Source organism: Flavobacterium sp. HNIBRBA15423, from assembly GCF_052655965.1.
On sequence record NZ_CP199751.1, the window covers coordinates 2,719,609 to 2,735,547 of the forward strand.

Genomic DNA, 15,939 nt, shown 5'->3' on the forward strand with positions numbered 1-15,939 from the left:
CAATTCCATTGCATTCCATTGAAAAAACTTGAACTGACGTTAGAAATCATAAGTAAGACTAGTAAACACGAAGCGAGTCTTCAAATCCAAGATTGCCTACTTTTGGAATATAGTTTAAAAAGAAAAAAGTGCTATTCTAGCCCTGATAGGAGTGACATCCTTTTCTTTTTTTCTTAAAAAAGAAAAGATAGAACGGATAGCAGGACTACTTTTCTTCTGAAAAACTATTTTTGTGCTCCTAAAAATAAATACAATCCTTTTCCTTATTCTTGCTCAATTTCAATCTCTGCTAAATTTTCATTTTGCTTCACTTTTCCTAGTTGAATGGTTTGTAAAGTACGTTCTATTTTGCCATTTTTTCTTTTAATGTATATTTCAACCATAACCGTTGCTGGTCCGTTTTGTGTTAATTTTGTTTCTCCAAAGTAATTTGTTTTAATTAGGTATTTTCCTTTTACTGCATTGCGCAATAAGTATTGTTCTGGTCCATAACCTTGTGTAAAATCTTTAGAAAATCGTGCTCCAATTTCTGTACTGGTATGAGAATAATAACACTCTTCTCCTGTGGGTTCAACAATATGCAAATCGATATCGGTATCCATTTGGTTCCAATTTAAAATAATGCGAACGTCTACTGGAATGTGCTCTAAATATTTTTTTTCTAACTTTCTAGTATTGATACTTTTATGTGAGGCAATCATTCGATTGATGTCCATTAGAATAATATCTTCAATACCTTCATAAACACCACTCATTTCACCATAATAATTGGTCTCCAAAGCGGTTATTAAGGCATCAAAGGCTTCTTGATAGTGTTTATTATCTTCTAAAGTCAGGGCTAAATCTCTATGAGATTGCGGTTCGTGTGTTCTCCAAGCCACAATCTTTTTTGCTACATGCAAGGCTATTTCATTTGCTTCCCACTGACGTAATAAATACAATAAGGATTTATATAATTGATGATTTTCTAAATCCAATTCGGCAATATTGCTCAAAACTAATAAGGCATTGGCTCTATCTCCAGTTTCGTAGAAATGATTGGCAACATCAAAATAAAAACTTGGATTGGTTTTATTGACTTCTCGCAATTGCAAATACAAAGCATATTTTTCTTCTTTAGTTGCTTTGTCTAAAGCTTTTAAATAAATTCGATCTGGATTCCAACTGCTTGTTTTTACTGTTCTTGGGTTTGATGAATTACTTAATGTCTCATTTGAAATAGAAGTTGAATCTGTTGTAATTGCTGCTCCTGCAACTTGTCCAGCTAAAGCTTGCTCAAAATTTAATCCTACACTTAATTTGGAATCATTTTCTTCTCCATTAAAATCTTCAACAGCTTCAACGGCTTCAACAGTTTCAACAGTGTCCATTGGAACTGAACTAGCGCTTCTTCTTTCGGCTCTTCTTCTCTCTCTTCTATTACCTCTATCTTCAACTGCGTAAGCAGCAACTACAACTTCTTGCAAATCCGAACCGTCGCTTTCAAGAGTAATGGTGTAATTGGATGGAGATTCGATTCTAATTTCTTGCGCTCTTAAACCTACAAAACTGACAACCAACACATCACCAGTCTTAGCGCTTAAACTCCCATTACCATCAAAATTTGTACTAGTACCAGTAGTAGTATTTTTAACTTGAACAGTAGCTCCTGCTAATGGCCCTAATACATCACTAACAGTAATTGTAATTTGTCTTACTTCTCCAGTAGGATTTGGTTGTAAATTGGTTCTTGTTACAGTATTATTTTGTGATGGTTTTCTAGTCTTTACAGGTTTTTGCTTCACATATTTAATATCTTTTTTCCACCAAGAAGACAATCCATTAAAATAATTTTCAATACTTTCCCAATTGTTCTTTTTTACAACTTCTCTTTCTGCTAATTGAGTTTTTTTAATTTTATCAAATTCTGCTCTTAATTCTGCTGGTGGAATAATATCATACAAAATATAATCGTTTATATCTTCCAGTACAATTAAGGAAGTGTTTGGTGTAATGATACCATACTTTTTACCCATGATTTCAATTTCTTCCGCATTTTTCTCATACTGAATCTCCAAATTGGCTATTTTTTTCTGTGCCCAAAGCTTCTCTACACTAATTTCTACAATAGCTTGATTTTTTACGTCTAACTGAATTTTCCTTTCCGAAAGAGTATTGGCATCATAACCAAATAGTAACGTAATTTCATTAGTTGGTAATAGCGAAATACCCGAAACACTAAAATTATCAGTCACTGAAGTGCCAATCATTGGATAGGTTTCCACCAATGTGGGATTATCTTTTATCCCAAAAAACAACAAACTCTTATACAATAAGTGATCTAAAGCTTCTTCTTTCTTTACTTGGTTTAAGTTTACAAATGTTCCACCAGTTTTCATCGCATTGTAATTCAAAAATGCATAATCAGCAGTAACAGAAGAGGTGATGGTGTACACTGGTTGTTTACTTTCAGATAAAGTAGCGTCACTCAAAGTGGACAATCCATCTGTAAAAAATAGAATTTCGTCTTTTTTAGGAAATTTAATTTCTGAAAAACGAGTACCTCCATCATAATTTACTGTTTCTAAAACCGTTCGTAGAGCAGACCAATTCCCATTGGTAATCGTAAAATCGGCTTTTTTATCGAAAGTAAAACCAACGAAATACAAACTCACCTCAACAGTAGCTAACTTTTTAAAATAAGCATCTAGTAATTCTAATTCTTTTTTTACATCTCGCTTCGCACTACTTAAAGATACATCCCAAAACAAACCTATCGATTTTGGTAACACTTTGGCTTTCTTTTCGGTTTCCAAATGCATATTGGCATAGAAATAATACTGATTGTCATTCGCTTGAGCAATTACTGTTGGAATAGCAGAAGTAATTGGAATTTTGACCAACAATTTATCATTAGGTAAATAATTTTTCTGCTGAATAGTTGCTTGATAAATCGTATTGAATTTTTCAATTGTAATTTCCTTTCCATCATTGGTAATAATCGGTTTTTCATTCGACCCTACAACGGAAACTAGCAACTCGAAATCGTCTATTTTTTTAGTATAAGCACTCACCATTTGATAGCCTAAATGCGAGGTATCGTAAGTACTCAATTCTTGTTCGTAACCTATGATTACAATGCGTTCCTTATTTGGTAAAATAGGATAAATACGGGTTTTAAAGTTATTTCCTTCTACCCTTTCTAAAAGTCCTGGATCTACTCTTCGGTGTTCTATAGCTTCAAAAACTTGTTTTCCTTTATTTTTATTTACAGGAACGGCTTCTCTCATTTTTCCGTTAATATCAATAGCATAGCGTGATACCGAAACGCCTTCTGGTAACGGAAACAATAATTCTGCTTCCATATCACGAGAAGAAGCATTGAAGAAATGCATCTCGGTTGTGGTGTAAGCAATATTGCCAACCACCTTTACATTTACTTTCAGTTGGCTCAATCGCACTAAGGAAGAATCTTTATCTTTTACAGTTAATTGTGGATTTTGACCCATTACAAAATGGCTTACAAACAGGAAAAATAGAATGACTTTTTTCATCTTATAATCTTTTAAAGAGAGGTTATAAAGATATAGAGTATAATTGAGATGAAAAGGTTGGGATGGGGTTTGTTTTTTTTAAGTTTGTATAATCACTTTGATTTTAAGCGTAACACTAATTAAAACAAATAAAAAACCAGACAAAGTTTCCTCTGTCTGGTTTACAATTCTCTGCTAAAAATCAAATTCAAATTTGTTGTTTGTTTACTTTAAATATCTATAACTGACCTATCACAAAAAAATATATTCTTCTAAGCAGTTTTCCAAATCTAAAAATCAACACAAAATCAGATAATAACTAACTCACTTTAACATTATTATAAAACAAATTTTAATGTACGATTATCGTTTGTAAGTAATACAAACACTCCGTTTCCTAACGTTGAAAAATCAAAAGAAGCTTGTTCTTTTAAATTATCAATAGAAACAATTTTTTTACCCATTATATTATAAACTGAAGCACTTTCTGATGCAACATTACTTGTATTTACTACTAGTGATTTCAATTCATGACTAATGTACATTTCATCTTTGTTGATGGAGAAATCCTTTACGCCAAGTGATCCTTCAGGAACAACTGTAACTGGTGCATAGGGTCCAAAAACATTAAATCCAGGATCAGTACCGCCATTTAAATTAACATTCCATCTATAATTTGTACCAACTGGCACAGTAGATGGATTTATCCATGAGTAAAAAGTAACAGTTGTAGGTGTACTAGCAATAGGTAATCTATTTGGACCAGTTAATACATTTGTTGGCTGAGGTGCGTTTCCTAAATATCCACTACCCACATACACCTGAGAATCTGACATTGTCATTTCATCTCCGTTTCCATCTAATATTAGTAGTTTAATTTGAAAATCATATACTTCAACAGTAGATGTATATGTAAAACTAAGTGTTATATTTTGGTTTTGTTCTACTGCTTCTGGAGTAGATTGATCTGTTATGACAACTTGAGCAAAAGAAAATGCAACAGATAACAAGAAAATAGACAGTAATTTTGTTTTCATAATTTTTAGTTTATAAGTAAATATTTATATTATTATTAGTATTAGTATTAATATTTATTTTTTATACAAATATTAATTTTAGACAAAAAAAAATAAATATATACTAATTCATTTCATAAATATATTTAATTCTCTATATAATAAATAGAACACATGATGCATATACTAGTATATATGAAGCTAAAACAAGTGTTTTTTACCTGTAAAACAGCATACCTAGTTGAATGATACAAAATTCCCAACTTTTTTCTATTTTTACCACATGTCAAAACTACCCAATATTCCCACAAGTATATTCTCAGTAATGTCTCAATTAGCAAATGAGCATGGAGCTATTAATTTATCACAAGGATTTCCAAATTTTCCTGTAGACGACCGTTTATTACAAATTTCGGAACGCTTGCTTCGTGAAAATGTACACCAATATACTCCTATGGCTGGTTTGCCTGCATTATTGGAAAAAATTGCAGCTTTGACTGTGAAAAGCTATCAAAGAAAAGTAAATACCACTACAGAATTATTAATTACCGCAGGTGCAACACAAGGAATTTACACAACAATTAATGCATTAATCAATCAAGGTGATGAAGTAATTATTTTGGATCCTAGTTATGACAGCTATGAACCTTCTGTTTTGGTTGCTGGTGGAAAACCAGTTCGTATTTCCTTAAACGATGATTATTCTCCTGATTTTAATAAAATTGAAGCAGGAATTACTACTAAAACAAAACTAATCATAATTAATAATCCTCATAATCCAACGGGTCGAATTTGGAATGAAAGCGAATTTGAGGCTTTGGAAGATTTGTTAGAGAAACATCCAAAAATTTTACTTTTAAGTGATGAAGTATATGAATATATTTCGTTTGCTCATCCCCATATTTCTGTAAATACGCGTCCAAAATTGATTAACAAAACCATTATTGCCTCTTCTTTTGGAAAGTCATTACACGTTACAGGTTGGAAAGTAGGCTATTTAATTGCTCCCGAAAAACTAATGCAAGAAATTAAAAAAGTGCACCAATTTTTGGTCTTTAGTGTGAATAGTTTTTCTCAACATGTAATTTCAGCCTATTTAGATGTGGTTGATTTCAGCGAGATAGCTAAAATGTATTTACACAAACGCGATTTATTTCAAAGTTTATTAAAAGACAGTCGTTTTGAACTAATGCCTTGTGAAGGAACATATTTCCAAGTAGTGAATTACAAAAGAATTAGTACTAAAAACGATATGGATTTTGCAAAAGAATTAATTACTAAACATGGTGTTGCCACTATTCCAATTTCTGTTTTTTACAAAGAGGCAACCGACAAACAAATGCTTCGTTTTTGTTTTGCTAAAACAGATGAGACTTTGATTGCTGCTGCAAAAAAATTAATTAATTGTTGATGGTTAATGGTTAATGGTTAATGGTTAATGGTTAATGGAAATTAAAAAAATCACGAATTAACAGCTAAACAGATGTTCTAATTCGTGATTTTTTAATTGGATTTATTACTTCACTTTCTTTCCTTTCACAAAAACCTGAGTTGGCAATGTGTAGGGGACTTTATCAATATCCATCGTCATAATATCTTCTGAAAAAATAGTAAAATCGGCCCATTTTCCTATTTCTAGGCTTCCTTTTTCTTTTTCTTCAAAATTAGAATAGGCTGCCCAAATGGTCATTCCTTTTAAGGTTTGTTCACGTGTTAAAGCATTTTCCATTTGGAATCCGTTTTCTGGATAGTTTTTTAAATCTTTTCTGGCTACAGCAGCATAAAACGTTAACATGGGATTAACCTCTTCGATAGGAAAGTCGGTTCCCAAAGCAATTAAACCAGCTTTGTCCAATATTTTTTTATAGGCATAAGAATTTTTAATTCGGTCAGCACCTACTCTATCTTCTGCCCAATACATATCGGAAGTAGCATGTGTAGGCTGTACTGATGGAATGATTCCCAAAGTAAAATAATCGAAATCTTGCTCTTGCATAATTTGTGCATGTTCAATTTTCCATCTTCGGTTCGGTTTATTTTTTAAAACTTCTTTGTATATTTTCAATAAGACTGTATTTGTAGAATCTCCTATTGCATGAGCGTTCATTTGGTAATCTGAATTAGCAATTTGTTGGGCAATTCTTCTAGTTTCATCAATTGGTGTTAACAAAGCTCCAAATTGTTTTGGTTTATCGGAATAAGGCAAATGCAAACAAGCCCCTCTTGAGCCTAAAGCTCCATCACCCATGAATTTAAATGAACGCACATTTAATTTATCTGTCTTATAAATTCCTTTTTGGGTATAATAGTCTAAATTTTCTTTTGAAGCAAGAGCCATAGCATACACATTCAAATCCAATTGATTGGCTTTTTGTAAACTATCTATTAATTCGATAATATCTCGTTCTAAACCTGCTTCATTTATAGTAGTTATTCCATAGTTAAAAACAGTTTGTTGGGCATCTTTCAACGCTTGAATTTTAGTTTTTAAATTAGGCTCTGGAGTAATTGCTTTTATTAGTTCCATCGCATTATCAACTAAAATTCCTGTTGTTTTACCCGCAATCACTTCAATTTGACCGCCTTCAATTTTAGTAACTGGTGTAATTCCTGCTAATTCCAATGCTTTGCCATTTACTAACATAGCATGACCATCGATTCTTGTTAATACTACTGGAGTTTCTGGAAATAAGGAATCTAATTTTTCTCTAGAAGGAAATTCTTTGTTTTCCCAATCGTTTTGATCCCAACCTCTTCCTTCAATAAAATCGACTTTCTTTTTATTTTGAAAGGCTATGACTCTTGCTATTACTTCGTCATAACTTTTTGTATCTCTCAAATTAACAGTTTGCATGGTAATACCTAATCGATACAAATGTGCATGAGCGTCATAAAAACCAGGGTAAACAAACTGATTCTTAGCATCAATTGTTTCTTTTGCTTGGTATTTTTCTTTTATTTCTTTACTAGTACCTACTGCAATAATTTTTCCATCTTTAATGGCAAAGGCTTCTACTAATTGAAAAGTCTCATTAACGGTATAAATCTTAGCATTGGCAATAATTAAATCAACAGATTCTTTGTTTTTGATACACGATGATAATATAAATAGCAAAAAAAAGGCAATTGTTTTTAAAACTTTCATGTTATAGTTGTTTAAGAAAACAAATTTATAAGAATATCTTAATTTTTACTACTTGAAAACTTATTTATACTACCTTTACTAATACTAAAACATAAAAATTATGGCAAAGAGTCAAGATGCTAAGAAAACAGCAAAAAAAGAGCCCACCAGAACTGCTAAAGAGAAGAAAGCTGAAAAAAGAGATAAAAAAAATAGTCCTAAAAGAGACATTTAATCACAAACACGATTTATTTCGTGTTTTTTTGTTTTAAAATACTACTTCTCTAAATTAGCCCCGATAGTAACGGCATCCTTTTTTACTAGTAACTCTCCTTTTCTTTCCAAAAAAAATAGTAAAAAAGATAGAGTGAATAGCGGGACTGTTTTTATTTTAAAAAAAGAATTGTGTGCTTCAAAAAAATAAAAAAAGTGGATTTGTTCTTTAAAATAGAGGTGTTGTTGTACTTTAATGTAATGTTAACAAATTTGACTTGAAAAAACCATAAATAATTGTATTTTTACCACTCAAAAATTTTTAGAAATCAAATGGGTAAAATCATAGCAATTGCAAATCAAAAAGGTGGTGTAGGAAAAACAACAACGTCTATCAATCTTGCTGCATCACTGGGTGTTTTAGAAAAAAGAGTGCTCTTAATTGATGCCGATCCTCAAGCAAATGCTAGTTCAGGATTAGGAATTGATGTAGAAAGTGTGGAGATAGGTAGTTATCAAGTTTTAGAACATAGTAACACTCCAGACGAAGCTACAATAGCAACTAATGCTCCTAATGTTTGGGTTATACCAGCACATATTGACTTGGTAGCTATCGAAATTGAGCTAGTTGATAAAGAAAATCGTGAGTATATGCTGAAAAAAGCATTAGAATCTGTTAAGGATAAATACGATTATATACTTATTGATTGTGCTCCTTCATTAGGTTTACTAACTTTAAATGCTCTAACCGTTGCAGATAGTGTTATTATTCCTATCCAATGTGAGTATTTTGCTCTTGAAGGTTTAGGAAAATTACTAAACACGATTAAGAGTGTTCAAAAAATACACAATCCAGATTTAGATATTGAAGGTTTATTACTAACCATGTATGATTCTCGTTTACGTTTATCGAATCAAGTAGTGGAAGAAGTTCAAAAACATTTTAACGATATGGTTTTTGAAACGGTTATCCAAAGAAATATTAAATTAAGTGAAGCTCCTAGTTATGGTGAAAGCATTATTAATTATGATGCCACAAGTAAAGGTGCTACCAATTATATTAATTTAGCGGAAGAAATTATCAAGAAAAATAAGTAGAAAAAGATGGCGAAAGCAGAAAAAAAACAAGCATTAGGAAGAGGATTATCGGCTTTATTAAAAGACCCTTCAAACGATATTAAATCGGTAGAAGACAAAGGTGCTGATAAAGTAGTAGGTAATATTATCGAGCTTGAATTAGATGCAATTGAGATAAATCCGTTTCAACCGAGAAGTAATTTTAACGAAGAAACATTAAAAGAATTAGCAAAATCTATTAAAGAATTAGGTGTTATTCAGCCTATTACTGTTCGTAAATTAGATTTTAATAAATTCCAATTAATTTCTGGAGAACGTAGACTTCGTGCTTCTAAATTAGCTGGCTTAGAAACTATTCCTGCTTATATTAGAATTGCAAATGACAATGAGTCATTAGTAATGGCTTTAGTGGAGAATATTCAACGTCATGATTTAGATCCAATAGAGGTAGCGCTTTCTTACCAAAGATTAATTGATGAAATTAATTTAACACAAGAGGAATTAAGTGATCGTGTAGGAAAAAAACGTTCTACTATTACTAATTATTTACGTTTGTTGAAATTAGACCCAATTATTCAAACGGGTATGAGAGATGGTTTTATTTCTATGGGACATGGTAGAGCCTTAATTTCTGTTGAAGATGATGATGCTCAATCCGATATTTATCATAAAGTGGTGAGCCAAAATCTTTCTGTTAGAGAAACAGAAGCTTTAGTAAAAAAATATCAAGATAGTTTAAAACCGCAAGCAGCAAAACAAACTACAAAAAGTTTTGAAGTAGCAGAAACAGATCAAAAAGTATTTACTGGATTTTTTGGAACAAAAGTTGATGTAAAAGTGGCAGGAAATGGTAAAGGAAAAATTACTATTCCGTTTCATTCTGAGGAAGATTTTAATCGCATTTTGAAATTGATTAATAATTAGTGAGACAGCTATTCATCATATCTTTTTTTTGTTTACTTTTTAGTAGTAAAGGTATAGCACAAGAGGAAATTTCTCTAGTCGTAAAAGATACTGTAGCAACTAAATACACCAAAATAAATCCATTATCACCAGCAAAAGCCGCCTTTTATTCGGCTGTTTTACCAGGTCTTGGACAAGCCTATAATAAAAAATACTGGAAGATTCCATTAGTTTATGGAGGTTTAGGCGCTGGAATTTATTTTTACACTTGGAATAATAAAAAATACCACGAATTTAGAGACGAATATAAAGCTCGTTTAGATGGTACCACCAAGCCTGGTGATCATCCTGTTTATGGTAGTCTTACAAATGACGGATTAATTAGAGGACAGAAATTCCATCAACGAAATCGTGATTTATCTGCTCTTATAACTGCGGGAATTTATATTTTAAATATAATTGATGCTAATGTAGATGCACATTTACTACAATTTAATGTAAATGAAAATTTATCGGTAAGACCTGAATTATATCAAAATGAAACGGATTACCAGTTCAAAACTGGTATAAAACTTACTTATAATTTTTAACATTTCATTGGCTAACAATACCAAATAAAAACGTCAAATACTTCATGAAAATTGCACTTTTAGGATACGGAAAAATGGGAAAAGTTATTGAAAAAATAGCTTTGGATAGAGGTCATGAAATTGTATTAAAAAAAGGGAGAAATGACAATTATGACGGACTTGAAAATGCTGATGTTGCCATAGATTTTAGTATTCCAACAAGTGCTATTGCTAACATTTCAGCTTGTTTTGAAAGAAATATTCCTGTTATATCAGGAACAACAGGTTGGTTAGAAGACTATGAAAATATAATTGCTCTTTGTGAAAGTAAAAACGGAAGTTTTATTTATGGTTCTAATTTTAGTTTGGGAGTGAATGTCTTTTTTGAACTAAATGAATATTTAGCAAAAATGATGGCCAACTTGAAACAGTATAACGTTTCAATGGAAGAGATTCACCATACTCAAAAATTAGATGCTCCAAGCGGAACTGCCATTTCATTAGCAAACGGAATAATTAAGAATGCCCATTATACAAATTGGACTTTAGATAATGCAACATCTTCTGAAATTCATATAGAAGCAAAACGTATTGAAAATATTCCTGGCACTCATAGCATTTTTTATGATAGTGAAGTAGACCAAATTGAAATAAAACATACCGCTCATACAAGAGAAGGTTTTGCTTTAGGTGCTGTTGTAGCTGCCGAATGGTTGTTAGGAAAAAAAGGAGTTTTTACTATGAAGGATGTTTTAGGAATTTAGAAAATAGAGCATAGAGTAAAGAAAATAGAAGAAAGATAGTTACTTATAGATAATGAATGCTAATAAGAGACATAATTACAAGAATCTTAAAATTTGGCAAATAAGTATCGAGATAGCAAATGATATTTCAGATATTTTATTAGACTTTCCAAAACATGAAAGATATGATTTGAGTTCACAAGTTAGCAGATGTTCAGTTTCTATTCCAAGTAATATTGCAGAAGGTTCAGCTAGAACTAATAAATCTTTTAGCAATTTTATTGATTATTCTTTGGGTTCATCATTTGAATTAATTACTCAATTGATAGTTGCAAAACACAGAAGATACATAAACGAAGAAACATTTAACAAATTAGAAAACAAAATTGAAGAATTTCAGAGAATGACAATGTCGTTTCAAAATGGATTAGACTAAGTCTATTTTCTATGCTCTATTTTCTTCACTCTTAAAAAAATAAAATATGTCAGTACAAGGTTGGTTATTATTCATCTTAATAGTACAAGTTATACATGGATTAGGAACTTGGAAATTATACATTAAAGCTGGAAGACAAGGATGGGAAGCATTTGTCCCTATTTACAATGCTATAGCTTTAATGAAAATCATCAATAGGTCTACATGGTGGACGTTGTTACTTTTTATACCTATTATTAATTTGTTTATGTTTCCAATCATTTGGATTGAAACTTTGAGGACTTTTGGTAAAAAAACCACTTTAGATATGGTTTTAGGAGTAGTTACACTTGGTTTGTACATTATGTATGTAAATTATACCCAAGAAGTAACATATCATGCCAATCGTGACTTAAAAGCTCCTACTAAAGCAATGGATACTTTAGGTTCTCTAGCATTTGCTATTGTAGTAGCTACTTTTGTACATACTTATTTTATTCAACCTTATGTTATTCCTACTTCATCATTAGAAAAATCATTATTAATAGGTGACTTTCTATTTGTGAGTAAGTTTAATTATGGAGCAAGAACACCTATGACTCCTATTGCTGCTCCTATGGTTCATGATTCTCTTCCTTTAGTGGGAACTTTATCTTATTTGAAAAAACCACAAATTCCTTATTTTAGGTTTCCAAAATTAGAAAAGATTAAAAACAATGATATAGTAGTTTTTAACTGGCCAAGAGATACTTTAGACAATATGTATCATCCTTCAAACATAAGAATTGATAAGCCTATTGACAAAAAGACAAATTATGTAAAACGTTGTGTAGGTATTGCTGGAGATTCATTAGAAATAAAAAATGGAATTGTCTTTATTAATGGGAAAGAATTAATCTTACCTGAAAGAGCAAAACCACAATATTTTTATATAATAAAGACTCAAGAATCTATTTCACAAAATTTACTAAATGATTATGAAATAACCGAGAGTTCTTATTTATTTGAAATTGAAAACAAAATATGGGACAGACCAGAGGTAAAAGAACATTTAATTAATAATTTTTCAATAGAAGAAATAGAAAGAGATACCGAAACATCTATAATTTCTGGAAGTATTTCACAAGAAGTATTTGATAAATTAAACTTAAAAATATCAAGTAATTATACGCTTGGAAATCTGACTTTTGATAAAGTTGAAAGAATGAAATCTGATTCTAGAATTATATCTACAAAAAGGCGTATTAAAAAAGGACCTGAAGATGGTATTTTTCCAGATTTTAAAGACGGAAAAGAATCTCCAATTAGAGATTGGAATTCTGATAATTATGGTCCTATTTATATTCCTGAAGCTGGAAAAACAGTTACTCTAACAAAAGAAACACTTCCTTTATATAAAATTATTATTACTGAATATGAAGGAAATACACTTGAAGTTAATGGAGATGAAATTAAAATCAATGGTCAAGTAACAAAAACCTATACTTTCAAGCAAGATTACTATTGGATGATGGGAGACAACCGTCACAATTCCTTGGATGCCCGTTATTTTGGTTATACCCCAGAAGATCATATTGTGGGAAAACCAGTATTCATCTGGATGAGTTGGAATTCAAATGGAAAAGGAATAAATAAAATTCGCTGGGAAAGATTATTTACAACAGTAAGTGGTGATGGACAACCAAAATCCTATTTTAAATACTTTTTAGTCTTATTAGCACTTTATTTTGTTGGTGAGCATTTCTATAAAAAGAAAAAGAAAGCTAAAGAAAACGTTTAAAAATTATTTATAGTGTAAGAGTTTAACCTAGTTTCGGCTTAGTTAAACTCTTATACATTCTTAAACAATTTGAATTGATGAATATCTTATTACATCCTACCTATTTCCCTTCTATAAGTCATTACACAGCAATGCTTCAGGCAGATTCTATTACTTTTGAAATGGAAGATAATTTTCAGAAGCAAACGAATCGTAATCGCATGTATATTTACAGTCCTAATGGCATTCAAATGCTAAATATTCCCATAAAACATAGTAAAGAAAAGCATCAGAAATACAAAGATGTTAGGATTGAAAATGCTTTCGATTGGCAGAAAAATCATTTTAAATCCTTAGAAGCTGCTTATAGAACTTCTCCTTTTTTTGAATATTTTGAAGATGATATTCTTCCCATTTTTGAAAAAAATCACACCTTCATAATGGAATTGAATTTTGAAATTTTTGAAATTATAAATAATTGTTTAGGTATTTCTTTATCTTTTTCTAAAACAGAAGAATACTTTCATGAAGCAATAAATTATAATGATTTTAGGCTTTTAGCCAATGGTAAAAAAGACACTTTTACTAATGATCCTTACACACAAGTTTTTAATGAAAAAGAAGGTTTCATTCCTAATTTAAGCATTTTAGACTTATTATTTAATGAAGGAAGACATGCAAAAGACTATTTGTTAAAACAAAAACTATAAAGATTTTATTTTTGTATTTTATCAATCATTTTCAAACGTGTAATTACTGGAAAATGATCGCTTAATTTTACTTGATTGTTTGTCACAAATTCTTTCACTAAAAAAGAATCTTCTACAAATACATAATCAATTCGAGCTGGATAATATTTAAAATTATACGATTTCCCAAAACCAGAACCAGCTTCCTGAAATGCGTCTTTCATATTTCCTTTAATATTTCTATAAACATAGGAAAAAGCACTGTTATTCATATCGCCACATATAATTTTTGGATAAGAACAACTTTCATAATGTGTTTTTATGAGTTCAGACTGTTGTTGCTGTTGCTTGAAAGCTTCACTAATTCGTTTAAAAATGAATTTGGATTTACTTTCATCTAATTTTTCATGAATGTCCGCACTAATTTTAACCGATTGCAAATGCATGCTATATACTCGTATTGTATCATTTTTTTTAAGAATATCTGCAAAAATGATATTATTACTCGAATTTGGAAAAGTAATTTTACCCGTATTAATAATTTCAAACTTTGAAAAAATAGCTTGTCCGTATTTATTTTTATGTCCTTCTAATTCAATATTTTTATAAGGATAATTTCTTAATCTTACCTCTTCATCTGATGTATATTCTTGTAGACATAAAATATCTGGATTACAATCTTGAATTACATCTGAAATATCATTTGGCACTTTTTTATTGGGTAACCATTCATATTTATTAAATAAACGAACATTATAGCTCATCAATGTAAAATCATCTGGCTCAACTTCTAAGACCGTTTCATTAAAACGATATAATTTACTTATAAAAGTAATTCCTATTAATAAGACCATTCCAGAAAGCAACATTTTTCTTTTTAATTGTAATGCCCAAACAATAAAAAAAGCAGCATTAAGTAAGAGAAACAAAGGCAATAATAAAGTAAGAACGCTTAGAAAAGGGAATAATTTTGGGGCTAGAAAAGGCAAAATATAAGCAAGGAATGTTAACAGAGCTAAAACTTTGTTACAAAAAAAGGCTACCCTACTTATTAATGATTCTTTTTTCAATTATTTGCCTGCTTTAAATAAAAATTCTTTTTCTTCTTTACTTAAACTGTCATAACCTGACTTACTAATTTTATCTAGGATATCATCAATCTTTTTTTGATTCATATCTGTAGAAGCATTGGTAAAGATAGTGTTCTTATTCTTATGTACTTTTTTAAAAGGAGTTTTTTTCTTTGGTGAAATAATTCCTTCCAGCACATCTTGTAACTTTGAAATTCCTTTGGATAAATCTGTACCTTTTTGAAGTAATTTTACATATAAAAAACCAAAAAAAGCTCCTCCTAAATGAGCTAAATGTCCTCCTCCATTATTCATTGGTAATTGAATTAAATCTAATAAAACAATCACAAAAGCTACTTGCCACAACTTCACCGTTCCTATTAATGGAATACGTAATAACATATAAGGAGCATAAGCTGCAGTAGCTATTAGAATAGCCATGATTGCTCCGCTTGCACCAACTAAGACAGAATGTATTCCAAGTATATAATATAACATTATAAATACTATTCCTGCAAAAATTCCTCCTAAAATATAGACTCCAAATAATTGTCTTCCTGTGAAATAAGTTAAAAATAGTCTACCAGAAAAATGTAATACTAACATATTGAATAGCAAATGTAAAAAACTAGCATGCAAAAACATATAACTTATTACTGTCCATGGTTTAGTTATAAGTTGGTTATTATAAGAATACAAGCCCAACCAATCTGGATAATTAAAATTTCTAGTAGAAAAAGAAAAGAAAAAAACAATCGACAAAATAAAAACACCAATGTTCCAAAAGAGTAACCTTTGAACAATGCCTCCCATTTTATATTGCAATTTTATGTCTTCTAAAATATTCAT

Annotated in this window: 13 protein-coding genes; 8 read left to right on the forward strand and 5 right to left on the reverse strand. The window is 30.5% G+C overall.

Annotated elements, in window-relative coordinates; genetic code table 11:
• Positions 1-263: 263 nt before the first annotated feature.
• Positions 264-3,533, reverse strand: a complete 3,270-nt coding sequence (locus ACULEV_RS12335) for a VIT domain-containing protein (RefSeq protein WP_445455357.1) — start codon at positions 3,531-3,533, stop codon at positions 264-266.
• 317 nt (positions 3,534-3,850) lie between these two features.
• Positions 3,851-4,549, reverse strand: coding sequence for a hypothetical protein (locus ACULEV_RS12340; protein ID WP_445455358.1), 699 nt, complete (start codon positions 4,547-4,549; stop codon positions 3,851-3,853).
• Between the two features lie 262 nt (positions 4,550-4,811).
• On the opposite strand from ACULEV_RS12340, the gene ACULEV_RS12345 reads away from it, so the two are divergent.
• A complete protein-coding gene (locus tag ACULEV_RS12345; RefSeq protein WP_445455359.1) occupies positions 4,812-5,939 on the forward strand; it encodes a methionine aminotransferase in 1,128 nt (375 codons plus the stop codon).
• A gap of 105 nt (positions 5,940-6,044) precedes the next feature.
• On the opposite strand, the gene ACULEV_RS12350 is transcribed toward ACULEV_RS12345, so the two are convergent.
• Positions 6,045-7,673: an amidohydrolase gene (locus tag ACULEV_RS12350; RefSeq protein WP_445455360.1), complete on the reverse strand. Its 1,629-nt coding sequence runs from the start codon at positions 7,671-7,673 to the stop codon at positions 6,045-6,047.
• 525 nt (positions 7,674-8,198) lie between these two features.
• Here ACULEV_RS12350 and ACULEV_RS12355 point away from each other — a divergent pair.
• From ACULEV_RS12355 to ACULEV_RS12385, 7 genes are all read left to right on the forward strand, one after another.
• The gene (locus ACULEV_RS12355) at positions 8,199-8,963 is read left to right on the forward strand and encodes a ParA family protein (RefSeq protein ID WP_445455361.1); all 765 of its coding nucleotides are present in this window, start codon (positions 8,199-8,201) and stop codon (positions 8,961-8,963) included.
• A 6-nt stretch (positions 8,964-8,969) separates the two neighbouring features.
• The gene (locus tag ACULEV_RS12360; protein ID WP_445455362.1) at positions 8,970-9,866 is read left to right on the forward strand and encodes a ParB/RepB/Spo0J family partition protein; all 897 of its coding nucleotides are present in this window, start codon (positions 8,970-8,972) and stop codon (positions 9,864-9,866) included.
• Complete coding sequence (locus ACULEV_RS12365) at positions 9,866-10,435, forward strand: DUF5683 domain-containing protein (protein ID WP_445455363.1); 570 nt, start codon at positions 9,866-9,868, stop codon at positions 10,433-10,435. Before ACULEV_RS12360 ends, ACULEV_RS12365 begins: the two co-directional genes overlap by 1 nt.
• A gap of 44 nt (positions 10,436-10,479) precedes the next feature.
• Complete coding sequence (gene dapB, locus ACULEV_RS12370) at positions 10,480-11,178, forward strand: 4-hydroxy-tetrahydrodipicolinate reductase (protein ID WP_445455364.1); 699 nt, start codon at positions 10,480-10,482, stop codon at positions 11,176-11,178.
• A gap of 52 nt (positions 11,179-11,230) precedes the next feature.
• Positions 11,231-11,593, forward strand: coding sequence for a four helix bundle protein (locus tag ACULEV_RS12375; protein WP_445455365.1), 363 nt, complete (start codon positions 11,231-11,233; stop codon positions 11,591-11,593).
• A gap of 46 nt (positions 11,594-11,639) precedes the next feature.
• The gene (gene lepB / locus ACULEV_RS12380; protein ID WP_445455366.1) at positions 11,640-13,352 is read left to right on the forward strand and encodes a signal peptidase I; all 1,713 of its coding nucleotides are present in this window, start codon (positions 11,640-11,642) and stop codon (positions 13,350-13,352) included.
• A gap of 77 nt (positions 13,353-13,429) precedes the next feature.
• Positions 13,430-14,041, forward strand: coding sequence for a WbqC family protein (locus ACULEV_RS12385; protein WP_445455367.1), 612 nt, complete (start codon positions 13,430-13,432; stop codon positions 14,039-14,041).
• 5 nt (positions 14,042-14,046) lie between these two features.
• Here the strand turns inward: ACULEV_RS12385 and ACULEV_RS12390 are convergent, their stop codons facing one another.
• Entirely contained in the window at positions 14,047-15,090 is a 1,044-nt protein-coding gene (locus ACULEV_RS12390; protein WP_445455368.1) for an endonuclease/exonuclease/phosphatase family protein, read from the reverse strand.
• Complete coding sequence (locus ACULEV_RS12395; protein ID WP_445455369.1) at positions 15,091-15,939, reverse strand: rhomboid family intramembrane serine protease; 849 nt, start codon at positions 15,937-15,939, stop codon at positions 15,091-15,093.

Excerpts from the sequence above, each read along its gene's own strand:
- ACULEV_RS12340 (WP_445455358.1), bottom strand. The coding sequence starts at position 4,549 with ATGAAAACAAAATTACTGTCTATTTTCTTGTTATCTGTTGCATTTTCT.
- lepB (WP_445455366.1), top strand. The coding sequence starts at position 11,640 with ATGTCAGTACAAGGTTGGTTATTATTCATCTTAATAGTACAAGTTATA.
- ACULEV_RS12345 (WP_445455359.1), top strand. The coding sequence starts at position 4,812 with ATGTCAAAACTACCCAATATTCCCACAAGTATATTCTCAGTAATGTCT.
- ACULEV_RS12335 (WP_445455357.1), bottom strand. The coding sequence starts at position 3,533 with ATGAAAAAAGTCATTCTATTTTTCCTGTTTGTAAGCCATTTTGTAATG.
- ACULEV_RS12375 (WP_445455365.1), top strand. The coding sequence starts at position 11,231 with ATGAATGCTAATAAGAGACATAATTACAAGAATCTTAAAATTTGGCAA.
- ACULEV_RS12355 (WP_445455361.1), top strand. The coding sequence starts at position 8,199 with ATGGGTAAAATCATAGCAATTGCAAATCAAAAAGGTGGTGTAGGAAAA.
- ACULEV_RS12385 (WP_445455367.1), top strand. The coding sequence starts at position 13,430 with ATGAATATCTTATTACATCCTACCTATTTCCCTTCTATAAGTCATTAC.
- ACULEV_RS12360 (WP_445455362.1), top strand. The coding sequence starts at position 8,970 with ATGGCGAAAGCAGAAAAAAAACAAGCATTAGGAAGAGGATTATCGGCT.
- dapB (WP_445455364.1), top strand. The coding sequence starts at position 10,480 with ATGAAAATTGCACTTTTAGGATACGGAAAAATGGGAAAAGTTATTGAA.
- ACULEV_RS12395 (WP_445455369.1), bottom strand. The coding sequence starts at position 15,939 with ATGAATATTTTAGAAGACATAAAATTGCAATATAAAATGGGAGGCATT.
- ACULEV_RS12350 (WP_445455360.1), bottom strand. The coding sequence starts at position 7,673 with ATGAAAGTTTTAAAAACAATTGCCTTTTTTTTGCTATTTATATTATCA.